22 protein-coding genes, 2 pseudogenes and 1 other annotated feature are annotated in these 24,776 nt (G+C 54.5%); of the genes and pseudogenes, 13 read left to right on the forward strand and 11 right to left on the reverse strand.

Annotated elements, in window-relative coordinates:
• The first annotated feature begins 42 nt into the window (after positions 1-42).
• Together J4617_RS17440 and J4617_RS17445 are read left to right on the forward strand one after the other, a co-directional pair.
• Positions 43-960, forward strand: coding sequence for an SPFH domain-containing protein (locus tag J4617_RS17440; protein ID WP_000906146.1), 918 nt, complete (start codon positions 43-45; stop codon positions 958-960).
• Positions 957-1,409 carry an NfeD family protein gene (locus J4617_RS17445; protein ID WP_000561177.1) on the forward strand — a complete coding sequence of 151 codons (453 nt, stop codon included), beginning with the start codon at positions 957-959 and terminating at the stop codon, positions 1,407-1,409. The genes J4617_RS17440 and J4617_RS17445 overlap by 4 nt, the downstream gene beginning before the upstream one ends.
• Here the strand turns inward: J4617_RS17445 and cueR are convergent, their stop codons facing one another.
• Entirely contained in the window at positions 1,410-1,826 is a 417-nt protein-coding gene (gene cueR / locus J4617_RS17450) for a Cu(I)-responsive transcriptional regulator (protein ID WP_001026760.1), read from the reverse strand.
• A gap of 109 nt (positions 1,827-1,935) precedes the next feature.
• Between cueR and copA the strand changes: the two genes are divergently transcribed.
• The 4 genes from copA (at position 1,936) to ybaK (ending at position 6,979) form a co-directional block, all read left to right on the forward strand.
• Positions 1,936-4,437: a copper-exporting P-type ATPase CopA gene (gene copA / locus J4617_RS17455; protein WP_208290705.1), complete on the forward strand. Its 2,502-nt coding sequence runs from the start codon at positions 1,936-1,938 to the stop codon at positions 4,435-4,437.
• 153 nt (positions 4,438-4,590) lie between these two features.
• Entirely contained in the window at positions 4,591-5,418 is an 828-nt protein-coding gene (locus J4617_RS17460) for a lysozyme inhibitor LprI family protein (RefSeq protein WP_000488545.1), read from the forward strand.
• 85 nt (positions 5,419-5,503) lie between these two features.
• Entirely contained in the window at positions 5,504-6,298 is a 795-nt protein-coding gene (locus tag J4617_RS17465) for a TraB/GumN family protein (protein ID WP_000421861.1), read from the forward strand.
• A 201-nt stretch (positions 6,299-6,499) separates the two neighbouring features.
• Positions 6,500-6,979: a Cys-tRNA(Pro)/Cys-tRNA(Cys) deacylase YbaK gene (gene ybaK, locus J4617_RS17470; RefSeq protein WP_000186618.1), complete on the forward strand. Its 480-nt coding sequence runs from the start codon at positions 6,500-6,502 to the stop codon at positions 6,977-6,979.
• A 115-nt stretch (positions 6,980-7,094) separates the two neighbouring features.
• Here the strand turns inward: ybaK and ushA are convergent, their stop codons facing one another.
• Positions 7,095-8,747, reverse strand: coding sequence for a bifunctional UDP-sugar hydrolase/5'-nucleotidase UshA (gene ushA / locus J4617_RS17475; RefSeq protein ID WP_000670399.1), 1,653 nt, complete (start codon positions 8,745-8,747; stop codon positions 7,095-7,097).
• 172 nt (positions 8,748-8,919) lie between these two features.
• Here ushA and J4617_RS17480 point away from each other — a divergent pair, with 172 nt between their 5' ends.
• Positions 8,920-10,140 (forward strand): MFS transporter, encoded by a 1,221-nt coding sequence (locus J4617_RS17480; RefSeq protein WP_017465370.1) that lies wholly within the window; start codon positions 8,920-8,922, stop codon positions 10,138-10,140.
• 214 nt (positions 10,141-10,354) lie between these two features.
• Positions 10,355-12,031 (forward strand): YbaL family putative K(+) efflux transporter, encoded by a 1,677-nt coding sequence (ybaL, locus tag J4617_RS17485; protein WP_000546209.1) that lies wholly within the window; start codon positions 10,355-10,357, stop codon positions 12,029-12,031.
• A 48-nt stretch (positions 12,032-12,079) separates the two neighbouring features.
• On the opposite strand, the gene gsk is transcribed toward ybaL, so the two are convergent.
• Positions 12,080-13,384: an inosine/guanosine kinase gene (gsk, locus tag J4617_RS17490; protein ID WP_000671592.1), complete on the reverse strand. Its 1,305-nt coding sequence runs from the start codon at positions 13,382-13,384 to the stop codon at positions 12,080-12,082.
• Between the two features lie 152 nt (positions 13,385-13,536).
• Here gsk and aes point away from each other — a divergent pair, with 152 nt between their 5' ends.
• The gene (gene aes / locus J4617_RS17495; RefSeq protein WP_023356623.1) at positions 13,537-14,508 is read left to right on the forward strand and encodes an acetyl esterase; all 972 of its coding nucleotides are present in this window, start codon (positions 13,537-13,539) and stop codon (positions 14,506-14,508) included.
• On the opposite strand, the gene hemH is transcribed toward aes, so the two are convergent.
• The 8 genes from hemH to J4617_RS17535 form a co-directional block, all read right to left on the reverse strand.
• Positions 14,505-15,467 carry a ferrochelatase gene (hemH, locus tag J4617_RS17500; protein ID WP_001250078.1) on the reverse strand — a complete coding sequence of 321 codons (963 nt, stop codon included), beginning with the start codon at positions 15,465-15,467 and terminating at the stop codon, positions 14,505-14,507. The two genes, aes and hemH, sit on opposite strands and share 4 nt — an antisense overlap.
• A gap of 228 nt (positions 15,468-15,695) precedes the next feature.
• Entirely contained in the window at positions 15,696-16,340 is a 645-nt protein-coding gene (adk, locus tag J4617_RS17505; protein WP_001220237.1) for an adenylate kinase, read from the reverse strand.
• Positions 16,341-16,755: 415 nt separating this feature from the next.
• The gene (gene htpG, locus J4617_RS17510) at positions 16,756-18,630 is read right to left on the reverse strand and encodes a molecular chaperone HtpG (RefSeq protein ID WP_001523272.1); all 1,875 of its coding nucleotides are present in this window, start codon (positions 18,628-18,630) and stop codon (positions 16,756-16,758) included.
• Between the two features lie 110 nt (positions 18,631-18,740).
• Positions 18,741-19,346, reverse strand: a complete 606-nt coding sequence (gene recR / locus J4617_RS17515; protein ID WP_001195023.1) for a recombination mediator RecR — start codon at positions 19,344-19,346, stop codon at positions 18,741-18,743.
• Positions 19,346-19,675 carry a YbaB/EbfC family nucleoid-associated protein gene (locus tag J4617_RS17520; protein ID WP_000467098.1) on the reverse strand — a complete coding sequence of 110 codons (330 nt, stop codon included), beginning with the start codon at positions 19,673-19,675 and terminating at the stop codon, positions 19,346-19,348. The genes recR and J4617_RS17520 overlap by 1 nt, the downstream gene beginning before the upstream one ends.
• Positions 19,676-19,720: 45 nt before the next feature.
• The gene (gene dnaX / locus J4617_RS17525) at positions 19,721-21,649 is read right to left on the reverse strand and encodes a DNA polymerase III subunit gamma/tau (RefSeq protein WP_000121967.1); all 1,929 of its coding nucleotides are present in this window, start codon (positions 21,647-21,649) and stop codon (positions 19,721-19,723) included.
• Positions 20,324-20,388, reverse strand: a sequence feature (DnaX frameshifting element). Its footprint overlaps the gene before it by 65 nt.
• A 113-nt stretch (positions 21,650-21,762) precedes the next feature.
• Positions 21,763-22,314, reverse strand: a complete 552-nt coding sequence (gene apt / locus J4617_RS17530; protein WP_000127350.1) for an adenine phosphoribosyltransferase — start codon at positions 22,312-22,314, stop codon at positions 21,763-21,765.
• Positions 22,315-22,466: 152 nt separating this feature from the next.
• Positions 22,467-22,844 carry a DUF454 family protein gene (locus J4617_RS17535; protein ID WP_001189860.1) on the reverse strand — a complete coding sequence of 126 codons (378 nt, stop codon included), beginning with the start codon at positions 22,842-22,844 and terminating at the stop codon, positions 22,467-22,469.
• A 68-nt stretch (positions 22,845-22,912) separates the two neighbouring features.
• Between J4617_RS17535 and priC the strand changes: the two genes are divergently transcribed.
• The 4 genes and pseudogenes from priC to J4617_RS17555 all read left to right on the forward strand — a co-directional run.
• On the forward strand, positions 22,913-23,440 hold the full coding sequence (gene priC, locus J4617_RS17540; RefSeq protein ID WP_001519637.1) for a primosomal replication protein N'': 528 nt from the start codon (positions 22,913-22,915) through the stop codon (positions 23,438-23,440).
• 13 nt (positions 23,441-23,453) lie between these two features.
• Positions 23,454-23,621 (forward strand): pleiotropic regulatory protein RsmS, encoded by a 168-nt coding sequence (gene rsmS / locus J4617_RS17545; protein WP_000051161.1) that lies wholly within the window; start codon positions 23,454-23,456, stop codon positions 23,619-23,621.
• Positions 23,622-23,690: 69 nt separating this feature from the next.
• Positions 23,691-24,137, forward strand: a pseudogene (locus J4617_RS23150) (Rpn family recombination-promoting nuclease/putative transposase); the annotation flags it as partial.
• Between the two features lie 119 nt (positions 24,138-24,256).
• Positions 24,257-24,750 (forward strand): annotated as a pseudogene (locus tag J4617_RS17555) (Rpn family recombination-promoting nuclease/putative transposase); the annotation flags it as partial.
• Between the last annotated feature and the right edge of the window lie 26 nt (positions 24,751-24,776).

A 24,776-nucleotide genomic window follows, 5' to 3' on the forward strand; every position in this document is an offset into this window, starting at 1 on the left:
CAGCAAAATCGGTTTATGGACAACGCAACAGGAGGTTTAGCTATGCTCATTCTTATCCCTATTCTCATTTTCGTCGCGCTGGTGATCGTCGGCGCGGGCGTCAAAATCGTTCCGCAGGGATACCAGTGGACGGTGGAGCGCTTTGGACGTTACACCAAAACCCTGCAGCCGGGATTAAGCCTTGTTGTACCGTTTATGGACAGAATTGGCCGCAAGATCAATATGATGGAGCAAGTGCTGGATATTCCGTCGCAGGAGGTGATCTCAAAAGATAACGCCAACGTCACTATCGATGCGGTCTGTTTTATTCAGGTTATCGATGCGCCGCGCGCCGCCTATGAAGTCAGTAACCTGGAACTGGCGATCATTAACCTGACCATGACCAATATCCGTACGGTGCTCGGTTCGATGGAGCTGGATGAAATGCTCTCCCAGCGCGACAGCATCAACACGCGGCTGCTGCATATTGTCGATGAAGCCACCAACCCGTGGGGAATTAAAGTTACCCGTATCGAAATTCGCGATGTCCGCCCGCCCGCGGAATTGATCTCCTCTATGAACGCCCAGATGAAAGCGGAACGTACCAAACGCGCCTATATCCTTGAGGCCGAAGGGGTACGTCAGGCGGAAATCCTGAAAGCCGAGGGGGAAAAACAGTCGCAGATTCTGAAAGCCGAAGGCGAACGTCAGTCCGCTTTCCTGCAGGCGGAAGCGCGTGAACGTTCCGCCGAAGCGGAAGCCCGCGCTACGCAGATGGTATCTGAAGCCATCGCCGCCGGGGATATTCAGGCGATAAACTACTTTGTGGCGCAGAAATACACCGAAGCGTTACAGCAAATCGGCTCGGCGAATAACAGCAAAGTGGTCATGATGCCGCTGGATGCCAGCAGTCTGATGGGCGCTATCGCCGGGATCAGCGAGCTGGTTAAGGACAGCGCCAGCGAACGGAAAAAAGCATGATAGCGATGATTCTGGTGCATCCGCATATCTTCTGGCTTAGCCTCGGCGGCCTGTTGTTGGCCGCTGAAATGCTCGGCGGTAACGGCTATTTGCTGTGGAGCGGCGTGGCGGCAGTGATTACCGGCTTAACCGTCTGGCTCTTACCGCTCGGCTGGGAATGGCAGGGCGTGCTGTTTGCGGCCTTAACGTTGCTGGCGGCCTGGCTTTGGTGGCGCTGGCTGGCGCGTCGCGTGCGGGAACAGAAGCCGACCGACAGCCGCCTTAACCAACGCGGACAACAACTGGTAGGCCGCCGGTTTATGCTTGATGCCGCGTTAGTGAACGGACGGGGTCATATGCGTGTCGGCGACAGCTCGTGGCCGGTATGCGCTGACGAAGACCTGCGCGCAGGTACGCATGTCGAAGTGATCGCCGTGGAAGGCATCACCCTACGCATTCGCGCCGTTTAATCAACGTGGCTTTTGCGCCTTGTGATGACAGCAGCCGGAAAGATTATCAATAATCGGGCAGTCGGCGCTGTCATCGCCGGGACAACTCTCCGCCAGCGCCAGCAGTTGATCGCGCATTGATTGCAGCTCGCTGATATGGCGCTCGATCTCTGCGACCTTTTCCAGCGTCCGCTTTTTCACATCTGCGCTATGGCGTCGCGGATCGTTAAACAGATTGACCAGTTCGCCACACTCTTCCAGATTAAACCCCACCTGCCTCGCCTGTCGCAGCAACGTCAGCTCGTTTAAATGCTTCTGCGTGTAGGTGCGATAACCATTTTCGCTACGTAATGGCGGCGTCACCAGCCCTTTCTCTTCATAAAACCGAATGGCTTTGCTGGTTAAACCGGTTTTTTTCGCCACATCGCTAATATTCATATTTCCCCCTTGACCTTAACCTTGCTGGAAGGTTTAACCTTTATCACAGTGAGTCACTACGATTACTAAGGTCAATGAATTGATGACCAATCATAAAGGAGTTTTTACTATGTCTCAAACTATCGACCTGACCCTGGACGGTTTGTCCTGCGGTCATTGCGTTAAACGCGTGAAAGAAAGTCTTGAACAACGTCCGGATGTTGAGCTGGCGGACGTCACCGTAACCGAAGCGCACGTTACCGGTATCGCCAGTGCGGACGCGTTAATTGAAACCATCAAACAAGCCGGGTATGGCGCGACGTTAAGCCACCCAAAGGCTAAACCGCTGACGGAGTCATCAATCCCGTCGGAAGCACTGGCAGCGGTTCCTCATGAGCTTCCGGTAGCGACGGCCGATGAAGAAAGCCAACAGTTGCTGTTAAGCGGCATGAGCTGCGCCAGTTGTGTCACCCGCGTACAACATGCGCTACAAAGCGTACCGGGCGTCACGCAGGCACGGGTAAACCTGGCGGAACGCACTGCGCTGGTGATGGGCAGCGCGTCCGCCGCTGATTTAGTGCAGGCGGTGGAAAAAGCCGGCTACGGCGCAGAGGCGATTGAAGATGACATCAAACGCCGCGAGCGCCAGCAGGAAACCGCCATCGCCACCATGAAACGTTTTCGCTGGCAGGCCATCGTCGCCCTGGCGGTCGGTATACCGGTCATGGTCTGGGGGATGATCGGCGATAACATGATGGTGACCGGCGACAACCGCAGCCTGTGGCTGGCTATTGGCCTGATCACGCTTGCGGTGATGGTCTTTGCGGGCGGTCACTTTTACCGTAACGCGTGGAAAAGCCTGCTGAACGGCACGGCGACGATGGATACGCTGGTGGCGCTCGGCACCGGGGTCGCCTGGCTCTACTCCATGAGCGTCAACCTGTGGCCGCAGTGGTTCCCGATGGAAGCGCGGCACCTCTATTACGAAGCCAGCGCGATGATTATCGGTTTGATTAATCTCGGACACATGCTGGAAGCGCGCGCCCGTCAGCGTTCCTCAAAAGCGCTGGAAAAATTACTCGATCTCACCCCGCCCACCGCACGCGTCGTGACAGAAGACGGCGAAAAAAGCGTCCCGCTGGCGGACGTTCAGCCAGGGATGCTGCTGCGGCTCACTACCGGCGATCGCGTGCCGGTGGATGGCGAAATTACCCAGGGCGAAGCGTGGCTTGATGAAGCCATGCTGACCGGCGAACCTATTCCGCAGCAAAAAGGCGAAGGCGACAGCGTTCATGCCGGCACCGTCGTCCAGGACGGCAGCGTCCTGTTCCGCGCCAGCGCGGTGGGCAGTCATACCACGCTGTCACGCATTATTCGCATGGTACGCCAGGCGCAGAGCAGTAAACCGGAAATTGGCCAACTGGCCGATAAAATCTCCGCGGTATTCGTTCCCGTCGTCGTGGCCATTGCGCTGTTCAGCGCCGCTATCTGGTATTTCTTCGGACCGGCGCCGCAAATTGTTTATACGCTGGTCATCGCCACCACCGTACTGATTATCGCCTGCCCTTGCGCATTAGGCCTGGCGACGCCAATGTCGATTATTTCCGGCGTAGGCCGCGCTGCCGAATTCGGCGTGCTGGTACGCGACGCCGATGCCCTGCAACGCGCCAGTACGTTGGATACCCTCGTTTTTGATAAAACCGGGACGCTGACGGAAGGCAAGCCGCAAGTGGTGGCGGTAAAAACCTTTAACGGCGTTGATGAAGCTCAGGCATTACGTCTGGCAGCCGCGCTCGAACAAGGCTCCAGCCACCCGCTGGCCCATGCGATTCTGGAAAAAGCCGGCGACGATAAACTGCCGCAGGTGAACGGTTTCAGAACTCTGCGCGGACTGGGCGTCAGCGGTGAAGCGGAAGGCCATCAACTGCTTCTGGGGAACCAGGCGTTGCTGAACGAACAGCACGTCGCCACGGATGATATGACGGCGGAAATCACCGCGCAGGCCTCGCAAGGCTCGACTCCGGTCCTGCTGGCGATTGACGGTAAAGCGGCGGCGTTACTGGCGGTACGCGATCCATTGCGCAGCGATAGTATTGCCGCGCTTGAACGCCTGCACAACGCCGGATACCGTCTGGTAATGCTCACCGGGGATAACCCAACGACGGCTAACGCGATTGCCAAAGAAGCGGGTATTGACGAAGTCATTGCGGGCGTTCTGCCGGATGGCAAAGCCGATGCGATTAAACGTCTGCAAAGCCAGGGTCGTCAGGTTGCGATGGTCGGCGATGGTATCAACGATGCGCCCGCGCTGGCGCAGGCGGACGTCGGTATCGCGATGGGCGGCGGCAGCGATGTGGCGATTGAAACCGCGGCGATTACGCTGATGCGCCATAGTCTGATGGGCGTGGCGGATGCGCTGGCCATTTCGCGCGCGACGTTGCGCAATATGAAACAAAACCTGCTTGGCGCATTTATCTACAACAGCATTGGTATCCCGGTGGCTGCCGGTATTCTGTGGCCGTTTACCGGTACCTTGTTAAACCCGGTAGTAGCGGGCGCGGCAATGGCGCTGTCTTCCATTACCGTCGTGAGCAATGCCAACCGGCTATTACGCTTTAAACCGAAAGCGTAAAAAGTCTCTATCAGGCAGCATTAGCTGCCTGATATATTATTAAGCCATCAGTAATTTACCGTATCAATATATAAAAATTTAACCGTACATCCTGTAGAAAAATAAAAATCAACATTTTATAATGTTTTTTTGAATCATAAGGATGTGTTATTTATGTTTAGAAAAGCAGTTACGCTTCTTTTCCTGCTTTCTCCCGCCGTCAGTTATGCAGGGTTATTTGATTCCACTCCAGAGTTAAAATGTGGCAACGATAATGCAGTCACGGCGGCAAAAGAGTGGATTTATAATGAAGCATTAGGTCGTTTACAGCAAGACTATATTAAAGAGCCCTCCACGCTTTTCTTCGATATCCCCCAGACTCAATACGAACAGCAACTCCGGGCTATTCCTGTTCAATTCAGTGATGTAATCACGCAGAACCCTCAAGCAGAAAATGCCAACTTACGAACTTGCTCGGCTACCGTCGCCATGGGTATTCCTCAGCCATTATTTAAATTAATGAAAGACTTACCAAATACTCTATTCTATATTTCACAAGGGGATGGACAGGTAATAAACAATACGGTGACCTGGAAACAGGTTAACTACAATATTCAGCTAGCAGACAACAACAAAGATATTGTTGTCACCCCTGTGCAAAAAACCGATAAATTGGCGCGGTCTATTTATGTAATGGCAAGAATGACGGTATCTGGTGATAGCATTATAAAGAAAAAAAATAACTCACTGATTGAAATCGCAGCAAAGAAATTTGAGAGTAGAGATCGCGAGCTTAATCAGGTCTGGAAATCGCTACCCGCTTCTGCCCGAACGGCATTAAAACAAGAGCAGCGAGTCTGGGTGACAAAAAAAGAGCAGCAGTGCGGCAAACTTAGCGATGCCAAATCCGAGGCCATACCTGCTGAGAAGCGCATCAGTATTTATAAATGCCAGCTTGAAATGACCATCGCCAGAACGGCCTATCTCGACGGCAGCGAATAACCCGACCGATCGTTGACGTCCCGTCAGGGCGCATTGCGCCCTTTTCTCCAACGCGCTAGCATGAGCTTTTTCAAAGGGAGCGCGTATGGAGTTATTAAATCAACTTAAACGTTTATGGCGCGCGCTGCGTGGTACCCCAAATAGTTGGCCTGCTATCGATCTCTCCCTGCCCGGCGGTCGTCATCTGCATCTGGTTGGCAGTATTCATATGGGGACGCGCGATATGGCTCCTCTTCCAGCAAAGCTGGTGAAAAAGCTACGCCAGGCCGACGCGCTGGTCGTTGAAGCGGATATTTCTGGTAACGAAACGCCATTCAGCAATCTCCCCAAATGCCCGCCGTTGGTCGAACGTCTCAGCGCCGGGCAGCTAAGCGCACTGGAAAAACGGGTCAGCGAGTTGGGTATGCCGCTGATCCATTTTGATAATCAACCTTTATGGCAGATAGCTATGGTGCTACAGGCCACGCAGGCGCAACGGCTGGGATTGCGCCCGGACTATGGCATTGATTATCAGTTATTACAGGCTGCCCGCGAAATGTCGCTGCCGGTGCAAGAGCTGGAAGGGGCGAAACACCAGCTCGAACTACTCTGCGATCTGCCCGATGGCGGGATGGCGCTGCTCGACGACACGCTGACGCACTGGCACACCAACGCACGGCTTTTGCAGGTGATGATCGGCTGGTGGCTTGAACAGCCGCCGACCAGCGTCGGCGCTTCGCTCCCCAGAACGTTTAGCCAACCGCTGTATGATGTACTGATGGTGAAACGCAATGAAGCCTGGCGCGACGCGCTGCTGGCACTGCCGCCGGGACGCTACGTGGTAGCCGTAGGGGCGCTACATCTGTACGGCGAAGGCAACCTACCGCAAATATTGAAATAAAAAAATGGCCAATATCGCTATTGGCCCGTCAAAGAGGAATTTCATCGTTATTATTATCCCGACGCTTTCGCTTCGGATCTTCAGATTGTCGCTCAAAGTTGCCGCAACTGCCAAGACCTAATGCACAAGATTATACTATTTTTTAGTCCGCTTTCGGGCGTATGCTGATGGCAAATCACGTCTGTAGTAAGAAGGAACGTTATGACACCCGCAGTTAAGTTACTCGAAAAGAATAAGATTCCGTTTAACATTCACACCTACGATCACGATCCGAATGAAACTAACTTTGGCGATGAAGTGGTGCGTAAGCTCGGGCTAAACGCCGATCAGGTGTATAAAACGCTTTTGGTCGCCGTGAATGGCGATATGAAGCAACTGGCCGTCGCCGTGACGCCTGTAGCCGGACAGCTGGATTTGAAAAAAGTCGCCAAAGCTCTGGGCGCGAAAAAGGTCGATATGGCCGACCCGATGGTGGCGCAACGCACCACGGGATATCTGGTCGGCGGGATCAGTCCGCTGGGACAGAAGAAACGGCTGCCCACGCTGATTGACGCGCCTGCCCGCACGTTTGCCACTATTTATGTTTCCGGTGGTAAACGCGGGCTGGATATTGAACTGGCGGCTGACGATTTGGCCGCCATACTGGGTGCTAAATTCGCTGATATCGCGCGTCGGGATTAAGCCTGCGTAAAATACATTGCCGGATAGCGGCGCAAACGCCTTATCCGGCCTACAGCAGACATAATCCGTAGGCCTTAGGCTGCGCGCCATCAGGCAGTGATGGCTATCCGTACCGCTACAGCCAGCTCACCTCGCCATTTGGCGTAAACGCCGCCGCATCCAGCGGTGAATTCTGCTGAATAAACTCTTTCAGCACTTCCGCGTCAATAAACCCGGTATTCACGTATCCCGGTTTGTTATCGATGCGCGGATAACCATCGCCGCCCGTGGCGTTGAAACTCAGCGTCGCCATGCGATAGGTTTTAGCCGGATCAACAGGCTCGCCTTTGATTTTCAGATCGGTGAGCTTGCCCTCTTTGGCGACAAAGCTCACATTGGCGAACTGTGGATAGGCGCCGGAGTCCGGTTTCATCTGTGCTACGGCGGTGAGATAATCAACCACCTCTTTGCCGCTCATATCGGCATACACCACAATGTTGCCGAACGGCTGTACCTTGAGCACGCTTTTATAGGTAATATCTCCCGCCTCAATCGAGTCGCGAATACCGCCGCCGCTCATCACGCCAAAATCGGCGCCGGTGCGCGCGATCTGCGCAGCCAGAATCACCCGTCCCATATTGGTCTGGACAAATCTGACCTTACTGCGATCGCCTTCAAGAAGGCCATTCACGCTACCAATTTTCACCTCCAGTTGCGCTTTACCTTTATTCTGGAACGGCGTTAATAACGAGAGCATTTGCGGATTTTCGGCGATTTCCGGCGTGTAAAGTACACGCTCGCTTTTCCCGTTATCCCAGGTCACTTTTTTCTTGAGATTTACCGGAATAAGCTGGTAGTTAACCATTTTCATCTCGCCGTTACGGAATTCGAAATCCGCACGGCCCACATATTTACCCCACTCATGCGCCTGCACGATCCAGATGCCATTTTGCTTATCCGGCGCGCAGGGCGTTCCCGGTACGTAATTCACCTGTTTTTTATTTTCCGACGCCATGCATACCGGGTCTTGTGAGTGACCGCCCACAATCATCGCCAACGAACCGGCAGGCAGGCTACGCGCCATCTCAACGTCGCCCGGCGCGTTCGAACCGTGATCGCCGTTGTCATAATGTCCCATATGCGTGGTCGCGATAATCACGTCCGGTTTTTCATTCATATTAAGTTCCTGAATCACCACCTTTGCTTCTTCAGCAGGTTTACGAAACTCAATATCGGTGAAATATTCCGGGTTGCCTATTTTCGCCGTGTCATCGGTGGTTAAGCCGATTACCGCGATTTTTATATCCTGGCGTGTAAAAATAGCCCACGGCTTAAACAGACGCTCGCCGGTACTTTTTTGATAAATATTGGCGGAAAGAAAGGGAAACTTCGCCCACTTTTCCTGCTGGCGCAATACGGTGAGCGGGTTATCAAATTCATGATTACCGACGGCCATAGCGTCGTAGCCAATCAGATTCATCCCGCGGAAATCGGGCTCCGCATCCTGGAGATCGGATTCCGGCACTCCGGTATTAATGTCGCCGCCGGATAACAACAGGACGCTTCCCCCCTCTTGCGCCACCTCTTTACGGATACTGTCCACCAGCGTTTTTTGCGCTGCCAGACCATATTCGCCATATTCGCTGCGCCAGAAGTGACCGTGGTGATCGTTGGTATGCAGGATAGTAATTTTATAGGTTTTATCTTTTTCGTAAGCCTGTGCAGGCTGAGTCGTCAGCGCGAACGCCGCCAGTAACGCCAGCGCCACACCCCGTTTCAAAAATTTCATCTTTCTCTCCCTGACTCAATATCAACCGCAGAAATTACCTTTCCTTGCAATAATAGACAAATATGTTTTCAGAATTGAGACTTCCTTCAAACACATTTCACAGGTATGTTAGGCAAGTAATAATTACACATCCTACTATCTCCAACATCGCATAAAATTTAAGTGACTTTCTATGGCCATGAGTGAACCAACCCAGCCGTTAGCCGGCGCGCCCGCAGCGGCCGCTAAAGCACGTACTTCGTTTGGTATTTTGGGCGCGATCAGTCTTTCCCATCTGCTGAACGATATGATCCAGTCGCTAATCTTAGCCATTTATCCCCTGTTGCAGGCAGAGTTTTCGCTGACTTTCGTCCAGATAGGTTTGATCACCCTGACGTTCCAGCTCGCCTCATCGCTGCTGCAACCGGTCGTCGGCTACTGGACGGATAAATATCCCATGCCGTGGTCGCTGCCTGTCGGCATGTGTTTTACCCTGAGCGGGCTGGTACTGCTGGCAATGGCGGGAAATTTTGGCGGCGTATTGCTCGCTGCGGCGCTGGTGGGTACCGGCTCGTCCGTTTTTCACCCGGAATCGTCCCGCGTGGCGCGCATGGCCTCCGGCGGACGTCATGGTCTGGCGCAGTCTATCTTCCAGGTCGGCGGTAACTTCGGCAGTTCATTGGGCCCGCTGCTGGCCGCCGTGATTATCGCGCCCTATGGCAAAGGGAATGTCGCCTGGTTTGTGCTGGCTGCGCTGCTGGCGATCGTGGTGCTGGCGCAGATCAGCCGCTGGTATGCAGCCCAGCACCGGATAGCGAAAGGCAAGCCAAAAGCGATAACCGCTAACCCGCTGCCGCGCAATAAAGTCGTGCTGGCGGTCAGCGTGTTATTGCTACTCATTTTCTCGAAATATTTTTATATGGCGAGCATCAGTAGCTACTACACCTTTTATCTGATGCAAAAATTCGGATTATCAATACAAAACGCGCAGCTCCATCTGTTTGCCTTCCTGTTTGCGGTGGCTGCCGGGACGGTAATCGGCGGGCCGGTGGGCGATAAAATCGGCAGGAAATATGTGATTTGGGGCTCTATTCTCGGCGTCGCGCCGTTTACCCTTGTTTTACCCTACGCCACGCTGTACTGGACGGGGATTTTAACGGTGATTATCGGCTTTATTCTCGCGTCGGCGTTTTCCGCCATTCTGGTGTATGCCCAGGAGTTGCTGCCAGGACGCATCGGTATGGTTTCCGGCCTGTTTTTCGGGTTTGCCTTCGGGATGGGAGGCCTGGGCGCAGCGGTGCTGGGGCTGATTGCCGACCATACCAGTATCTATTTAGTTTATAAAATCTGTGCTTTCCTGCCGCTTCTGGGGATACTGACCATATTCTTACCTGATAATCGACATAAAGCATGATTTTATGGCGGTTAAAGGTACGCTTTAACCGCCTGTACATCCTGATGCCATCTTGCTTTGTCCATCCCATACTTATCACTTTTACGTTCCGTGCTCTTTTTGCCTTCAGATCGTATCTTTTTATAAAACACAACCATTTTTTATAAACATCCTGATTGAAATTGTCATAAACTATTACCCGGAGTTTTGGAGTCCAGCAACCAAAGGAGACGGAATGCATCACGCTACCCCGCTTATCACCACCATTGTCGGCGGCCTTGTGCTCGCTTTTATTCTCGGCATGATTGCCAACAAATTGCGTATTTCTCCACTGGTGGGATATCTGTTAGCGGGCGTTCTGGCGGGACCTTTTACCCCTGGTTTTGTTGCGGATACCAAACTGGCGCCGGAGCTGGCGGAGCTCGGCGTGATTCTATTGATGTTCGGCGTCGGGCTGCATTTTTCGCTGAAGGATTTGATGGCGGTAAAGTCTATCGCCATTCCCGGCGCTGTCGCTCAGATAGCGGTGGCGACGCTGCTGGGTATGGCGCTTTCCGCCGTGCTGGGATGGTCATTAATGACCGGCATCGTTTTTGGGCTCTGTCTGTCTACCGCCAGTACCGTCGTCCTGCTGCGCGCGCTTGAGGAGCGGCAACTCCTTGATAGCCAGCGCGGGCAAATCGCCATCGGCTGGCTGATTGTCGAAGATCTGGTGATGGTGCTGACGCTGGTCTTGCTGCCCGCCGTTGCCGGCATGGTGGAAAAAGGCGATGTCGGCATAGCCTCGCTAACAGTCGATATGGGGATAACCATTGGTAAAGTGGTGGCGTTTATCGCCATCATGATGCTGGTCGGACGCCGCCTGGTGCCGTGGATTATGGCTCGCAGCGCCGCCACCGGCTCGCGCGAATTGTTTACCCTTTCCGTACTGGCGCTGGCGTTAGGCATTGCGTTTGGCGCGGTAGAACTGTTTGACGTCTCTTTTGCGCTGGGCGCGTTCTTCGCTGGAATGGTGCTTAATGAGTCGGAGCTGAGTCACCGGGCGGCGCACGATACGTTGCCGCTGCGCGACGCCTTTGCCGTCCTGTTTTTTGTTTCCGTCGGCATGTTGTTCGATCCGTTAGTCTTGATCCAACAGCCGCTGGCGGTGCTGGCGACGCTTGCCATTATCGTCTTTGGCAAATCGATCGCTGCGTTTTTCCTGGTGCGTATGTTCGGCCACTCGCCGCGAACCGCGCTGACCATTGCCGCCAGCCTGGCGCAAATCGGCGAGTTCGCCTTTATTCTCGCCGGACTCGGCATGGCGCTCAACCTGCTGCCGCAAGCGGGACAGAACCTGGTGCTGGCAGGTGCTATTTTGTCGATTATGCTTAATCCCGTACTGTTTACCCTGCTGGAGAAGTATCTGGCGAAAACCGAAACGCTGGAAGAGCAAACTCTGGAAGAGGCTATCGAAGAAGAGAAGCAAATTCCGGTGGATATCTGTAATCATGCCCTGCTGGTGGGTTTTGGCCGCGTAGGCAGTCTGCTGGGAGAAAAATTACTGGCGGCGGGGATTCCGCTGGTGGTTATCGAAACGTCCCGTACCCGCGTGGATGAACTGCGCGAACGCGGGATTCGCGCCGTGCTGGGCAACGCCGCTAACGAAGAAATCATGAATCTGGCGCATCTGGACTGCGCCCGCTGGCTGTTATTGACCATCCCCAACGGTTACGAAGCCGGTGAGATTGTCGCCTCAGCGCGGGAAAAAAGTCCTGATATCGAGATAATCGCCCGCGCACACTATGATGATGAAGTGAAATATATTACCGAGCGGGGAGCCAATCAGGTAGTGATGGGCGAGCGAGAAATTGCCCGGGCGATGTTGGAACTGCTTGAAACGCCGCCCGCGGGTGAAGTCGTCGCCAGTTAAGGGTTTTCCGGACGGCCCGATGCGCGCAGCGCCATCGGGCAAGCCAGATTAGCGATCCCAGTACGACTCTTCCAGGCTGTCCTCACGTTCCGGCAGCCCGCGTGTCAGACGCGGAGAATGCTGGTTCAGTACCTGATAACTGACACGGTTAGCATATTTACACACCTGCGCCAGCGACGAATAGGTCAGCCAGGTAAATTTGTGCTTACTGGAGTTCGGTACGTTGCTACGATGGTAACTGTTCGCCGTAATATCGTGCAGCAGCGCCGCCAGCGCGCCATCGCCCGCGCCGTTGGTGTTCATGATTTTTTCCGGCCCGCCCATATACGGCGCAATATGCGAATAAACGCGCAGCGGATTAATACAATCTTTATGGCGCATTGCCCGGCTAAATTCATACTGGTTAAATTCAGCAATAGCTCCCGGTAGCAGCGGATGCTGGGTTTTACGTTTTGCTTCCTCTTCGGTGAAGCCCGCCATATATAACCCTATCGGCCCGGCGGTGCATAACACCAGGTCGACCCAGTCCAGCGCCTTATCCGCCGCCAGCAGCGGGTCGTTTTCGCCGGTCAGCGCTTCCGCTTCTTCTTCATTCATTGCCAGAATCGAGACATTCTCTTTGAGAAACGCCTGCCACCACTGCGGATTATCGGCGATCACAAATTTGGTGCCCAGCGTCATGACAACCGGCACGTTATGCTTTTTCGCGTATTCGATCGCTTTCATCGTCGCGTCAGGCATCGGTTCGCCAGGCTTACAGCGCACCAGATATGAGGTCAACACCAGCGCGGAAGCGCCAGCGATCACCGCTTCCGGAATACTTTCCGCCCGTAACTGATTCATATGGCCGGGGCTGATAGCGAAGGTACGCTCGCCGGATTCGCCAATCAGCGTGAAACAGCGGCCAATCGGGCCATCTACCGCTTGCAGATAATTCAGGTCGGTACGGCTGGAAGTATTACACAGGTAGCGATAAGCGTAGCTGCCAATCTCAATGTTGCTGCACATCACGCCCAGTAACACCGAACGGTCATCCGCCAGTACCGAGTAATTATGCATCGTATTGCCTATAGTGCCGCCAGCAAACTGATGGGTGATCAGATTTTCCCGCGTCAGTTCCTGATACAGCTTCTCCGCCACCTCGTCTTCTATCACCAGAGAATGCCCGGCGCTTAATCCATAGCGTGTAATAAAATCGTCATCCACTTTCGCCTCAATATCCACCAACGTCTGGTCGATACCGACGACCCAGGAGGCGTTGGTTTCCTGTTCTGGCTGAATTTGTTGCAACAACGGGTCACGCGCATTGACGGGAAAATAGTGTTTGGATTTACGTTTACCGGGAAATTTCATGATTGTGCTTACGGATGAATAACGGAGCGCTGCATGGTAGCACATTCCCCCTGCTGCGCGCGACGGACGATGGCGTTTCAATATCGGACGACGAGATCGCAGTTTCTCCAGCCGCGTTTTTTACAATGGTTCACTTTCACAAGGAGCGTTTTATGAAGCCGGAAAATAAAATTCCCGTACTCACCCGACTGTCAGACGAAATGACAGCCGTCGTAAACTTCCAGCAACCAGGCCTTCCCCCCTGGCCTGCCGATGGCGATATTGAGACCCAGCGTCAGTATTATCTTCTTGAGCGCCGTTTCTGGAATGCCGACGCGCCGTCCATGACCACCCGCACCTGCGTCGTCCCTACGCCTTATGGCGATGTAACAACCCGGCTCTACTCGCCGCAGCCGACCAGCCAGGCCACCTTATACTATCTGCACGGCGGCGGATTTATCCTCGGTAACCTGGATACGCATGACCGGATAATGCGTCTGCTGGCGCGTTATACCGGCTGCACCGTGATCGGTATTGATTATTCGCTGTCGCCGCAAGCGCGTTATCCACAGGCCATTGAAGAAACCGTCGCGATATGCAGCTACTTCTCTCAACATGCCGATGAATACTCGCTCAACGTGGAGAAAATCGGTTTCGCCGGAGATTCCGCAGGCGCCATGCTGGCGCTTGCCAGCGCGCTCTGGCTACGTGATAAGCACATTCGCTGCGGTAACGTTATCGCGATTCTGTTGTGGTATGGGCTGTATGGGTTGCAGGATTCGGTAAGCCGCCGTCTGTTCGGCGGCGCGTGGGACGGCCTGACGCGTGAAGATCTGGACATGTACGAAAAGGCCTATCTGCGTAACGAAGACGATCGGGAATCGCCCTGGTATTGTCTGTTTAATAACGATCTCACGCGCGATGTGCCGCCCTGCTTTATTGCCAGCGCGGAGTTTGATCCGCTCATTGATGACAGCCGCTTGCTGCACCAGACATTACAGGCGCACCAGCAGCCCTGCGAATACAAAATGTATCCCGGCACGCTGCACGCCTTCCTGCACTATTCGCGAATGATGACAATCGCCGACGATGCCTTGCAGGACGGCGCGCGATTCTTTATGGCGAGGATGAAGACGCCGCGTTAACGGTACGGCGCCGTGAGTTTCAGCATCATATCAATATGTTCCGGCGTCGCGTTCAGCGCCGGAATGTACGCATATTTTTTACCGCCCGCTTCAAGGAAAATCTCGCGGTTCTGTTCCGCTATCTCTTCCAGCGTCTCCAGACAATCCGCGGCAAACCCCGGACACATGACCTGAATATGGCCCGTCCCCTTTTCACCCAACATTTTTAGCGTTTCATCGGTGTACGGCGTCAGCCACGGTTCACGGCCAAAGCGCGACTGGAACGTCATCATTACCTTTTCCGGCGGCAGTCCCAATGCGGAAACCAGTTCGCGCGTGGTATCGCGACAGCGCTGCGGGTAGTCATCGCCTTCATCCGCATAACGTTGTGGAATGCCGTGATAAGAGAGCAGAAGCACATCCGGCTCGCCGTGTCTGGCGAACGACTCACGCGCGCTTTTCGCCAGCGCATCGATATAAGCGCCGTCATCCGCGTAATCGCGAATAAATGAGATACCGGGAATACGACGTTTACGCGCCAGTATCCGCCCCAGTTCATCCCAGACTGCGCCCACCGTTGAGCAAGAGTATTGCGGGTACAACGGCAGCACGACGATATGGTCGACGTCGCTTGCTAACAGTTCATCGACAGCGCTTTCCAGCGAGGGCGAGCCGTAGCTCATCCCCAGCGCGACGGGCGTGTCTGGCAACCGCGCGGCCAGCGCCTGTTGCTGTTCGCGGCTATATACCATGAGCGGCGAACCGCCATCCATCCAGATAGATTGATAGAGTTTCGCGACGCGCGGCGAACGCAGCGGTAAAATAACGCCACGCAGCAGCGGCCACCACAGCAGACGAGGAGTATCCACCACGCGTCTGTCGCTTAAAAATTGTTTCAGGTAGCGCTTTACCGCTTCGGGAGTTGGGGCATCTGGCGTGCCAAGGTTAGCCAGCAGGATACCGGTTTTCGTCTGACGCATTGCCGCCTCTTATCTATTCAAATTGTTGATAATTGTAGCGGAAAAGTGATAAAGAAGAACTAATTGCTGCGAGAGGTAAGACGAGAATTCGCCGAATGGCGCTAACGATACCAGCAGGCCGGATAAGGCGTTCAGGCCGCCATCCGGCACCGATTGCCTGATGGCGCTACGCTTATCAGGCTTGCGGGATAATGGCAGGCCTGATAAGCGGTTCACTACGCGAAAAAATTAACCGAGGATTTTTTCCAGCGCTGCGCGCACGTCGGCAACGGCCTGCGTACCGTCAACTTTAGCGTATTTGGTGTTGCCCGCTTCCGCTTCTTTCTGGTAGTAGCCAATCAGCGGCGCGGTCATCTGATGATATTCCACCAGACGTTTGCGAACGGTCTCTTCCTGATCGTCTTTACGGGTCGTCAGATCTTCACCGGTGACGTCATCTTTGCCTTCTACTTTCGGCGGATTAAACTTAACGTGGTAAACGCGGCCAGAGGCGGCGTGTACGCGACGACCCACAATACGGTCAACGATCAGTTCGTCCGGTACGTCGAATTCCAGCACGTAATCCACGACAATACCCGCTTCTTTCATTGCGTCAGCCTGCGGGATCGTGCGCGGGAAACCGTCCAGCAGAAAACCGTTACGGCAGTCTTCCTGGGCGATACGCTCTTTAACCAGCGCAATCACCAGTTCATCGGTCACCAGTTTACCGGCGTCCATGATATCTTTCGCCTGTTTGCCCAACTCGGAGCCTGATTTCACTGCGGCGCGCAGCATATCGCCAGTGGAGATTTGCGGAATACCATATTTCTCCATGATGAACTGAGCCTGAGTTCCTTTACCCGCGCCCGGAGCGCCAAGCAGAATAATACGCATTACGAAAATCCCCTCAAAGGTTGTCGATATTTTTTAAAAAGCGCTAAACGATACCACCATCACGCATTTCGCTCAAGGAAGCCGCCTGATGCTGAAACGGTTAACGAAGAGAAATCGAGAAAAGAGAAGGTATTATAAAAAATGCCGGATGGCGCTGGCGCTTATCCGGCCTACAAACAGTACTCGCCCGTAGGCCGGATAAGATGCTTCGCGTCGCCAACCGGCAGTCACAAAACAGTACTCGTCCGTAGGCCGGATAAGACGTTTCACGTCGCCATCCGGCAGTCACAAAACAGTACCCGTCCGTAGGCCGGATAAGACGTTTCACGTCGCCATCCGGCAGTCACAAAACAGTACCCGTCCGTAGGCCGGATAAGATGCTTCGCGTCGCTATCCGGCAATCAGATGAGCGTTATCAGGACACCAGCAACTGGTTCATACGGCGGATAAACTGGTTCGGATCTTCCAGCGTACCGCGTTCAGCGAACAGCGCCTGATCCAGCAGCAGCTCGACCCACTCTTTAAACTGCGCTTCATCCTCGGTATCGGCAGTGCGTTTAACCAGCACATGATCCGGGTTGAGCTCAAAGATGTATTTCACTTCCGGCACGGACTGACCGGCCGCGGCGAACAGTTTCGCCATCTGGGTACTCATTTCATCCGCATCGGTGGTGACAATCGCCGGCGTGTCGGTTAAACGATGCGTCAGACGCACCTCTTTCACGCGATCGCCCAGCAGGGTTTTGACACGCTCCACGAACGGCTCAAGCGCCTTTTCCGCTTCTTTCGCGTTTTCGTCGACTTCATCCGCCAGTTTTTCGATGGACTCATCGGCTTTAGCGACCGACTGGAATGCTTTACCGTCAAACTCGGTCAGGTAGTTCATCATCCACTCGTCGATGCGATCGGAGAGCAGCAGCACTTCGATGCCTTTCTTACGCAGCAGTTCCAGGTGCGGGCTGTTTTTCGCCGCCGCATAGCTGTCTGCGGTGATGTAGTAGATTTTTTCCTGCCCTTCTTTCATCCGGGAGACGTAATCTTCCAGCGACACGGTCTGGGCGGAAGAGTCGGTATGGGTGGAGGCAAAGCGCAACAGTTTAGCGATCGCTTCCTGGTTGGCGTGATCTTCCGCCGGGCCTTCTTTCAGCACCAGACCAAACTGTTTCCAGAAGGTTTGGTATTTTTCCGCGTCGTCTTTCGCCAGTTTTTCCAGCATTTGCAGAACGCGTTTGGTTAGGGCGCTGCGCAGATTACGCGTTACCGTGCTGTCCTGCAGGATTTCACGGGAGACGTTCAACGGCAGGTCATTAGAATCAATCAGGCCGCGCACGAAACGCAGATAGTTCGGCATGAACTGCTCGGCATCGTCCATAATGAACACGCGCTGTACGTACAGCTTCAGACCATGTTTGTGATCGCGGTTCCACAGATCCCACGGCGCCTGCGACGGGATATACAGCAGGCTGGTGTACTCCTGCTTACCTTCCACGCGGTTGTGGCTCCAGGTCAGCGGATCGGTGAAATCATGCGCGATGTGCTTGTAAAACTCGTTGTACTCGTCGTCTTTAATTTCCGACTTGTTGCGGGTCCACAACGCCTGAGCCTTGTTGATTTTCTCCCAGGAAATCACGGTTTCGCCGTCTTTTTCTTCCCGTTTTTCAATCTCTACCGGCAATGCGATGTGATCGGAATATTTGCTGATAATCGAGCGTACGCGCCAGTCATCGAGGAATTCATCTTCGCCTTCACGCAGGTGTAAGGTGATTTCCGTACCACGGTCATTTTTGGTGATATCGGCAACGGTGTATTCGCCTTCGCCTGCCGATTCCCAGAACACGCCATTTTCCGGCTTGTCGCCTGCCGCACGGGTACGTACGGTCACTTTATCGGCCACAATAAACGCGGAGTAGAAGCCTACGCCAAACTGACCAATGAGCTGGCTATCTTTCGCCTGATCGGACCCCATTGATTCGAGGAAAGATTTGGTGCCGGACTTGGCAATGGTGCCTAAGTGGTCAATCACCTCATCACGATTCATCCCCACGCCGTTATCGGCAATGGTCAACGTACGCTTATCTTTATCGAAAGAGACGCGCACACGCAGCTCGCCATCTCCTTCATACAGGTCCGGGTTTGACAGAGCGCGGAAACGCAGCTTGTCCGCCGCATCTGAGGCGTTAGAGATGAGTTCACGCAGGAAGATTTCTTTATTGGAATAAAGAGAATGGATCATCAGGTGCAGAAGCTGTTTAACTTCTGACTGAAAACCACGCGTTTCTTGTCCTTTCATGTGGATAGACCTCAACAATGCCATTTTTAATGGTAAAAATACGTTGAGGGTGAGATGGGGACAAGCGGGTGTGATTTCAAGCGGAGGCCGCGAATGCCGCCTCCGTTTGTTCAGAAAATAATCTTATGGCGTCCCGCCAGCGAGTGGGACAGCGTCGTACCGTCGACCATCTCCAGTTCGCCGCCAACCGGCACGCCGTGGGCGATACGACTGGCTTCGACGCCGGCCTCCGCGCACAGCTCGGCAATATAGTTCGCGGTAGCCTCCCCTTCAACCGTCGGGTTGGTCGCGAGGATCAGCTCACTGATTTTTTCTGACGCCAGCCGCTGTTCCAGACGATCGAGACCGATATCATCCGGCCCGATGCCGTCCAGCGGCGACAGGTGGCCCATCAGCACGAAATACCGCCCGGAAAATTGCCCGGTCTGCTCAATGGCGTAGATATCCGCAGGGCTCTCCACCACGCAAATCTGGCCGTTTTCCTGACGCCGCGGGTTCGAGCAGATATTACAGACATCCTGCTCGGTAAAGGTGCGGCAGTCGGCGCAGTGGCCGATTTCCGACATCGCCCGGGTCAGCGCCTGCGCCAGGCGCATTCCGCCGCTGCGATCGCGCTGCAACAGGGTAAACGCCATCCGCTGCGCCGACTTAGGGCCAACGCCCGGAAGGCAGCGCAACGCTTCCATAAGCTGAGTTAACAGCGGACTGGTTTGCATCAGAATGGCATCTTAAAGCCTGGCGGCAGTTGCATACCGGAAGAGACGGAAGCCATCTTCTCTTTTTGCGTCTCTTCAATGCGGCGCGCCGCATCGTTGAAGGCCGCAGCGACCAGATCTTCCAGCATCTCTTTGTCATCTTCCAGCAGGCTTGGGTCAATTTCCACGCGGCGGCAGTTATGCGCGCCGTTGATGGTAACCTTCACCAGACCCGCGCCGGATTCGCCGGTCACTTCCAGCTGCGCAATCTCTTCCTGCATTTTCTGCATTTTTTCCTGCATCTGCTGGGCCTGTTTCATCAGATTGCCCAGACCGCCTTTTCCAAACATAAGCTCTCTCTCTTGATGGTTCACAATCGCAAGCCAGGCTTACGATCAAATGGGGCGGATACTCTCTTCATCCAGCTCGGCGTCGAAGAATCGACGCAGCGTCTGAATGTTATTATCCGCAATAATTGACTCACGCGCTTGCGCGAGTTTCTCTTCATAAATGGCCTGACGCCATTCCAGCGGCGTACGCACCGCGGGATTATCATCTTCAACGATGGTCAGTTCAACCGTCGTTCCCGTCAGATCGCTGAGCGCTTGCGCCAGCTTTTGCTGCGCGCCGCTGGAATTGAGGTGCCGCTGCGTCGAGCGCAGATGCAGACAAACCGCGTTGCCGTTCTGTTCCTTCCAGGCATTAAGCGCCACCTGCTCCACCAGCTTAGGCAAAGAAAGCTGACTTACCTGCGCCGCCCACGGATCGCGCTCAATCGCTTCCGCCGCCAGTTTAGCCGCCAGCTCCGGCGTTTTTTCATGCTCCAGAGCTTTCTTAAGCGCTTTTGGCGTAGCTACCACTTCTTTGGTTTGTACTACCGGCGTGGTGGCCTTCCAGCGATAAGCCTCTTTCTTTACTGGCGCCGTTTCCAGCGCAGACGGCGCCGGGCGCGCCTGTACGCGCTCCGAAACCGAGGCCAGCCGCTCCAGCGCAGAGTTATTCACCGGCCGCGCGCGGGATGCGGCTGCCGGTTCACTCTTTTTTGTTTTGGTTACTCCCTGCGCGCGCTGTAGCTGATTGCGCGCCGCCAGCACCTGACTGGTAGACGCCGGCAGCGGCGCTGGCGATGTCTGCGGCGCGGGCGCCGACGGCTGCTGCACCTGCGGCGGCGTCATTACCGCCGTTGGGGCCACGGGCGCAAAAGACTGCCGCGGCGTTTCAGGCTCCGGCAAGGGCATACGCGGGTGAAACGCCAGCGCACGCAGTAACGTCATTTCAACGCCCATCCGCCGGTCCGGCGCCCAGGGCAATTCTTTGCGGCCAATCAACAACGTCTGATAATAGAGCTGAAGATCGCCGGGAGGCACCGTCCGGGCAAGTTCGCGCATCCGTTGCTCGATAGCCGCCATATCGCTGCCTAACGCGGCAGGCGAAAGTTGCACCATCGCAATACGGTGCAGCAGGCTAAGCATTTCGACCAGCAGCGCTTCCCATTCAATACCGCGCGCCGCCGCCTCGTTGATAAGCGACATGACGCGTTCGCCGTTAGCGTCAACCACCGCCTCGACTAATGACAAAGCCTGGTCGTCGTCCAGCGTACCGAGCATGGCGCTTACCGCCTGCGTCGAAACCTGCCCGTCGCCGCTGGCGATCGCCTGGTCAGTCAGACTTAATGCATCGCGCAGGCTGCCGTCAGCCGCGCGTGATAACAACTGCAACGCGCGGGGTTCGTGAGCGATATGTTCCTCATTGAGAATATGCTCAAGCTGATGGCGAATCTGTTCAACATCCAGCGCTTTGAGATGAAACTGTAGGCAGCGCGACAAAATGGTCACCGGCAGCTTCTGCGGATCGGTGGTCGCCAGTAAAAATTTCACATGCGCTGGCGGCTCTTCAAGCGTTTTAAGTAGCGCATTAAAGCTGTGGCGCGACAGCATGTGGACTTCATCGATCAGATAGACTTTAAAGCGACCGCGCGCAGGCGCGTACTGGACGTTATCCAGCAGGTCGCGGGTGTCTTCGACTTTGGTACGCGATGCGGCGTCAATCTCAATGAGATCGACAAAACGCCCTTGCTCAATTTCCCGACAGTTATCGCAAACGCCGCACGGCGTCGCGGTAATACCGGTTTCGCAGTTCAGCCCCTTCGCCAGCAGCCGGGCGATAGAGGTTTTACCGACGCCGCGCGTGCCGGAAAAAAGATATGCGTGATGAATGCGCCCTAACGACAAGCCGTTCGCCAGTGCGGTCAGCACATGTTCCTGGCCGACGACGTCAGCAAAGGTTTGTGGGCGCCATTTTCTGGCTAAGACCTGATAACTCATTGGCAGGCTCTGAAACGCTGGAAGGTGGATTCATAGAAGGGTAATGCTAACACAACCTCGCCGATACAGCGAGGTTGTCTCTCTGGCTAAAATAGCAGTGCGGATAGCCTGAATCAATGCCCTGGAAACGGCACCAGGCTATAACAGGTAATCCCCTGCTTTTCCAGACGCTGCTCGCCGCCCAGATCGAACAAATTGATGATGAACGCCGCATCGGTGACTTTCCCGCCCAGACGACGGATCAGCTTCACGGTCGCCTCAATGGTGCCGCCAGTCGCCAGCAGATCGTCCACGACCAGCACGTTGTCGCCAGGTTTAATCGCGTCGACATGAATTTCCAGCTGATCGGTGCCGTACTCTAATTCATAGGTCTCGGCAATAGTTTCACGCGGTAATTTGCGCGGTTTACGTACCGGAACAAAACCAACGCCCAGCCCAAGCGCAACCGGCGCGCCAAACAGGAAGCCACGCGCTTCGGTGCCGACCACTTTGGTGATACCCGCATTTTTATAACGCTCAACCAACAGTTCAATACTGAGCGCGTAGGCTTTCGGGTCTTCCAGTAAGCTGGTGACATCACGGAAAAGAATGCCCGGTTTCGGGTAATCCTGAATGCTTTTGATGCTGTTTTTGAGAAACTCAAGCTGCTGTGCAGTCGCGGTCATGGATATATGCCTGCTAAGTACGGTGTTACTCACGGCGCAATACTTTTCAGTCAGGGGTAACGCTCGGTTACTCTTTGACCGCCTGCGCCTGTGCTCGAAAACGGTCGAATTTACTGGCTGTGAACGACAATTGCAACAGCGATTCGTGTGCTTCAGCGCTTTTGTTGCTTTTCATCAATCACCGGTATCCGCCACATAAAAATCAGCAGGCAGGCCAAAATAACCAACAGCAGCACCCGCACCCACATCATATTCACCAGCCACAGCGAAATACCAAAGGTCAGCAATATCAACGCGATCGCTCGCGGTTTCGCTCCCGGCGGCATGGCCCGATAGCGCTGCCAGTGGCGCAGATAACCGCCAAACCATGAGCGGTATAACAACCAGGCATGGAAACGCGGCGACGAGCGGGCGAAACACCAGGCCGCCAGTAAAATGAACGGCGTTGTCGGCAACAGAGGCAAAACCACGCCCAATGTCCCTAATACTACCGCCAGCCAGCCAATGATGATTAAAATAGTACGTTGCATAATGCGAATCGTTATCAAACAGAAGGCTACTGTAGCACAGCCTGTCTTATTTTCATCGGGGTGTTGAATTGAAAACCGCTATGCTGTTACAGACGCTGGAAGAGAGGCTGGCGACGCTACGCCAACGCTGCGCGCCGCTGGCGCAACATGCGACGTTAAGCGCGCGCTTTGACCGACACCTTTTCCGTACCCGCAGTACTCTGTTGCAGGGATATCTGGAAGAGGCTGACGCCAATCTCGCCGCGTTGCGTCAGGCGGTAAAACATGAGCAACTGCCGCAAGTCGCCTGGCTGGCGGAACATCTGGCTTCGCAACTGGAGGCTATATCGCGTGAAACCGCCGCCTGGTCGCTGCGCCAGTGGGACACCGCCGCGCCAGGGCTTGGCCGTTGGCAGCGCAGACGAATACAGCATCAGGAGTTTGAACGTCGACTACTGGCGATGACACAGGAGCGCAAAATTCGTCTGGCGCAGGCGACCGGCCTTGTCGAACAACAAACGCTGCAAAAGGAAGTCGAGATCTATGAAGGACGGCTGGCGCGCTGCCGACATGCGCTGGAGAAAATAGAAAACGTACTGGCGCGTTTAACCCGTTAATCCTGGAGAAAGTATGTCGCTTGAAAATGCCCCTGATGAAGTCAAACTGGCCGTGGATTTAATTGTGCTGCTTGAAGAGAATCGCTTACCGGCACGAACGGTGCTACGCGCGCTGGAAATAGTTATGCGTGATTATGAAAACAAGTTAAAAAGTACGGAAGACGACTCGCAAACAGAGTAATTGCCTGCTGGTTTGTCCTCGTTGTCGCTGACAGAGTGGTCGCTACAGTCAGGCAACAAAGGACGGGGCATGGAACGTCTACCCACCACGCCGCACGATGCGGTATTTCGACAGATGCTGATGCAAAAAGAGGTCGCCCGCGACTTTCTGGCTATCCACTTGCCAGAAGCCTTTCTTGCAATCTGCGATCTGGATTCACTGAAGCTGGAGTCAGGGAGTTTTGTTGAAGACAATTTACGCAGCCGCTATTCAGATATTCTCTACTCTCTGCATACCCAACACGGCCCCGGGTATGTTTACGCGCTCATTGAACATCAGAGCAAATCAGACCGGCTGATGGCTTTTCGCCTGATGCGTTACGCCATTGCCGCCATGCAGCGTCATCTGGATGCCGGCCATGATACCTTGCCGCTGGTGGTACCAATCCTCTTTTATCACGGTCCGGAAAGCCCGTGGCCCTATAGCCTTAACTGGCATAATATGTTTGTGAAACCGGATATGGCGAAGGCCTTATACCCAAAATAATTCGAGTTGCTTAAAGGCGGCAAGGGAGTGAGTCCCCAGGAGCATAGATAACTATGTGACTGGGGTGAGCGAGCGTAGCCAACACATAAGCAACTTGAAGTATGAAGGGTATATACAGTCATGAATTTGCGCTGGTCGACCTGACGACAATGCCGGATAATCAGCTTTTGCAGCATCGGCGGATAGCGATGTTAGAGCTCCTGCAAAAACATATTCGTCAACGCGATTTAAGCGAACTGCTCGCCCCCTTATCACGCTTTTAACGCAGGATCATTTGACGGACACGCAGCTCAGTGTGCTGATCAACTATATGTTGAAAGCAGGAAACGCCGCAGAACCCGGGGCGCTAATTCGTCAACTGGCGCAGGGCGCGCCGCAGTATAAGGAACAACTGATGACAATAGCGGAATGGCTGGAAGAAAAAGGCCGAACGGAAGGGTTGCAAAAGGGCCTGCAAAAAGGCCTTGAGCAAGGGTTAGCACAAGGCCGTGAGGCCGAAGCGCGCGCTATTGCCCGCAAAATGCTTGCCAACGGGCTGGAACCCGGGCTCATCGCCAGCGTCACCGGCATTACGCCGGAAGAGCTTTCTACGCTTTCGCATTAGCGGCGCCGCGCGCACTCATAAAGCGC

The sequence above is a fragment of the Salmonella sp. 32010601201800023SM genome (genome assembly GCF_017572235.1).
GTDB lineage: Bacteria > Pseudomonadota > Gammaproteobacteria > Enterobacterales > Enterobacteriaceae > Salmonella > Salmonella enterica.

Excerpts from the sequence above, each read along its gene's own strand:
- htpG (WP_001523272.1), bottom strand. The coding sequence starts at position 18,630 with ATGAAAGGACAAGAAACGCGTGGTTTTCAGTCAGAAGTTAAACAGCTT.
- J4617_RS17480 (WP_017465370.1), top strand. The coding sequence starts at position 8,920 with ATGGCCATGAGTGAACCAACCCAGCCGTTAGCCGGCGCGCCCGCAGCG.
- J4617_RS17535 (WP_001189860.1), bottom strand. The coding sequence starts at position 22,844 with ATGCAACGTACTATTTTAATCATCATTGGCTGGCTGGCGGTAGTATTA.
- aes (WP_023356623.1), top strand. The coding sequence starts at position 13,537 with ATGAAGCCGGAAAATAAAATTCCCGTACTCACCCGACTGTCAGACGAA.
- dnaX (WP_000121967.1), bottom strand. The coding sequence starts at position 21,649 with ATGAGTTATCAGGTCTTAGCCAGAAAATGGCGCCCACAAACCTTTGCT.
- J4617_RS17440 (WP_000906146.1), top strand. The coding sequence starts at position 43 with ATGCTCATTCTTATCCCTATTCTCATTTTCGTCGCGCTGGTGATCGTC.
- recR (WP_001195023.1), bottom strand. The coding sequence starts at position 19,346 with ATGCAAACCAGTCCGCTGTTAACTCAGCTTATGGAAGCGTTGCGCTGC.
- apt (WP_000127350.1), bottom strand. The coding sequence starts at position 22,314 with ATGACCGCGACTGCACAGCAGCTTGAGTTTCTCAAAAACAGCATCAAA.
- J4617_RS17465 (WP_000421861.1), top strand. The coding sequence starts at position 5,504 with ATGGAGTTATTAAATCAACTTAAACGTTTATGGCGCGCGCTGCGTGGT.
- ushA (WP_000670399.1), bottom strand. The coding sequence starts at position 8,747 with ATGAAATTTTTGAAACGGGGTGTGGCGCTGGCGTTACTGGCGGCGTTC.
- gsk (WP_000671592.1), bottom strand. The coding sequence starts at position 13,384 with ATGAAATTTCCCGGTAAACGTAAATCCAAACACTATTTTCCCGTCAAT.
- adk (WP_001220237.1), bottom strand. The coding sequence starts at position 16,340 with ATGCGTATTATTCTGCTTGGCGCTCCGGGCGCGGGTAAAGGAACTCAG.
- hemH (WP_001250078.1), bottom strand. The coding sequence starts at position 15,467 with ATGCGTCAGACGAAAACCGGTATCCTGCTGGCTAACCTTGGCACGCCA.
- J4617_RS17460 (WP_000488545.1), top strand. The coding sequence starts at position 4,591 with ATGTTTAGAAAAGCAGTTACGCTTCTTTTCCTGCTTTCTCCCGCCGTC.
- cueR (WP_001026760.1), bottom strand. The coding sequence starts at position 1,826 with ATGAATATTAGCGATGTGGCGAAAAAAACCGGTTTAACCAGCAAAGCC.
- copA (WP_208290705.1), top strand. The coding sequence starts at position 1,936 with ATGTCTCAAACTATCGACCTGACCCTGGACGGTTTGTCCTGCGGTCAT.
- ybaK (WP_000186618.1), top strand. The coding sequence starts at position 6,500 with ATGACACCCGCAGTTAAGTTACTCGAAAAGAATAAGATTCCGTTTAAC.
- J4617_RS17445 (WP_000561177.1), top strand. The coding sequence starts at position 957 with ATGATAGCGATGATTCTGGTGCATCCGCATATCTTCTGGCTTAGCCTC.
- rsmS (WP_000051161.1), top strand. The coding sequence starts at position 23,454 with ATGTCGCTTGAAAATGCCCCTGATGAAGTCAAACTGGCCGTGGATTTA.
- J4617_RS17520 (WP_000467098.1), bottom strand. The coding sequence starts at position 19,675 with ATGTTTGGAAAAGGCGGTCTGGGCAATCTGATGAAACAGGCCCAGCAG.
- ybaL (WP_000546209.1), top strand. The coding sequence starts at position 10,355 with ATGCATCACGCTACCCCGCTTATCACCACCATTGTCGGCGGCCTTGTG.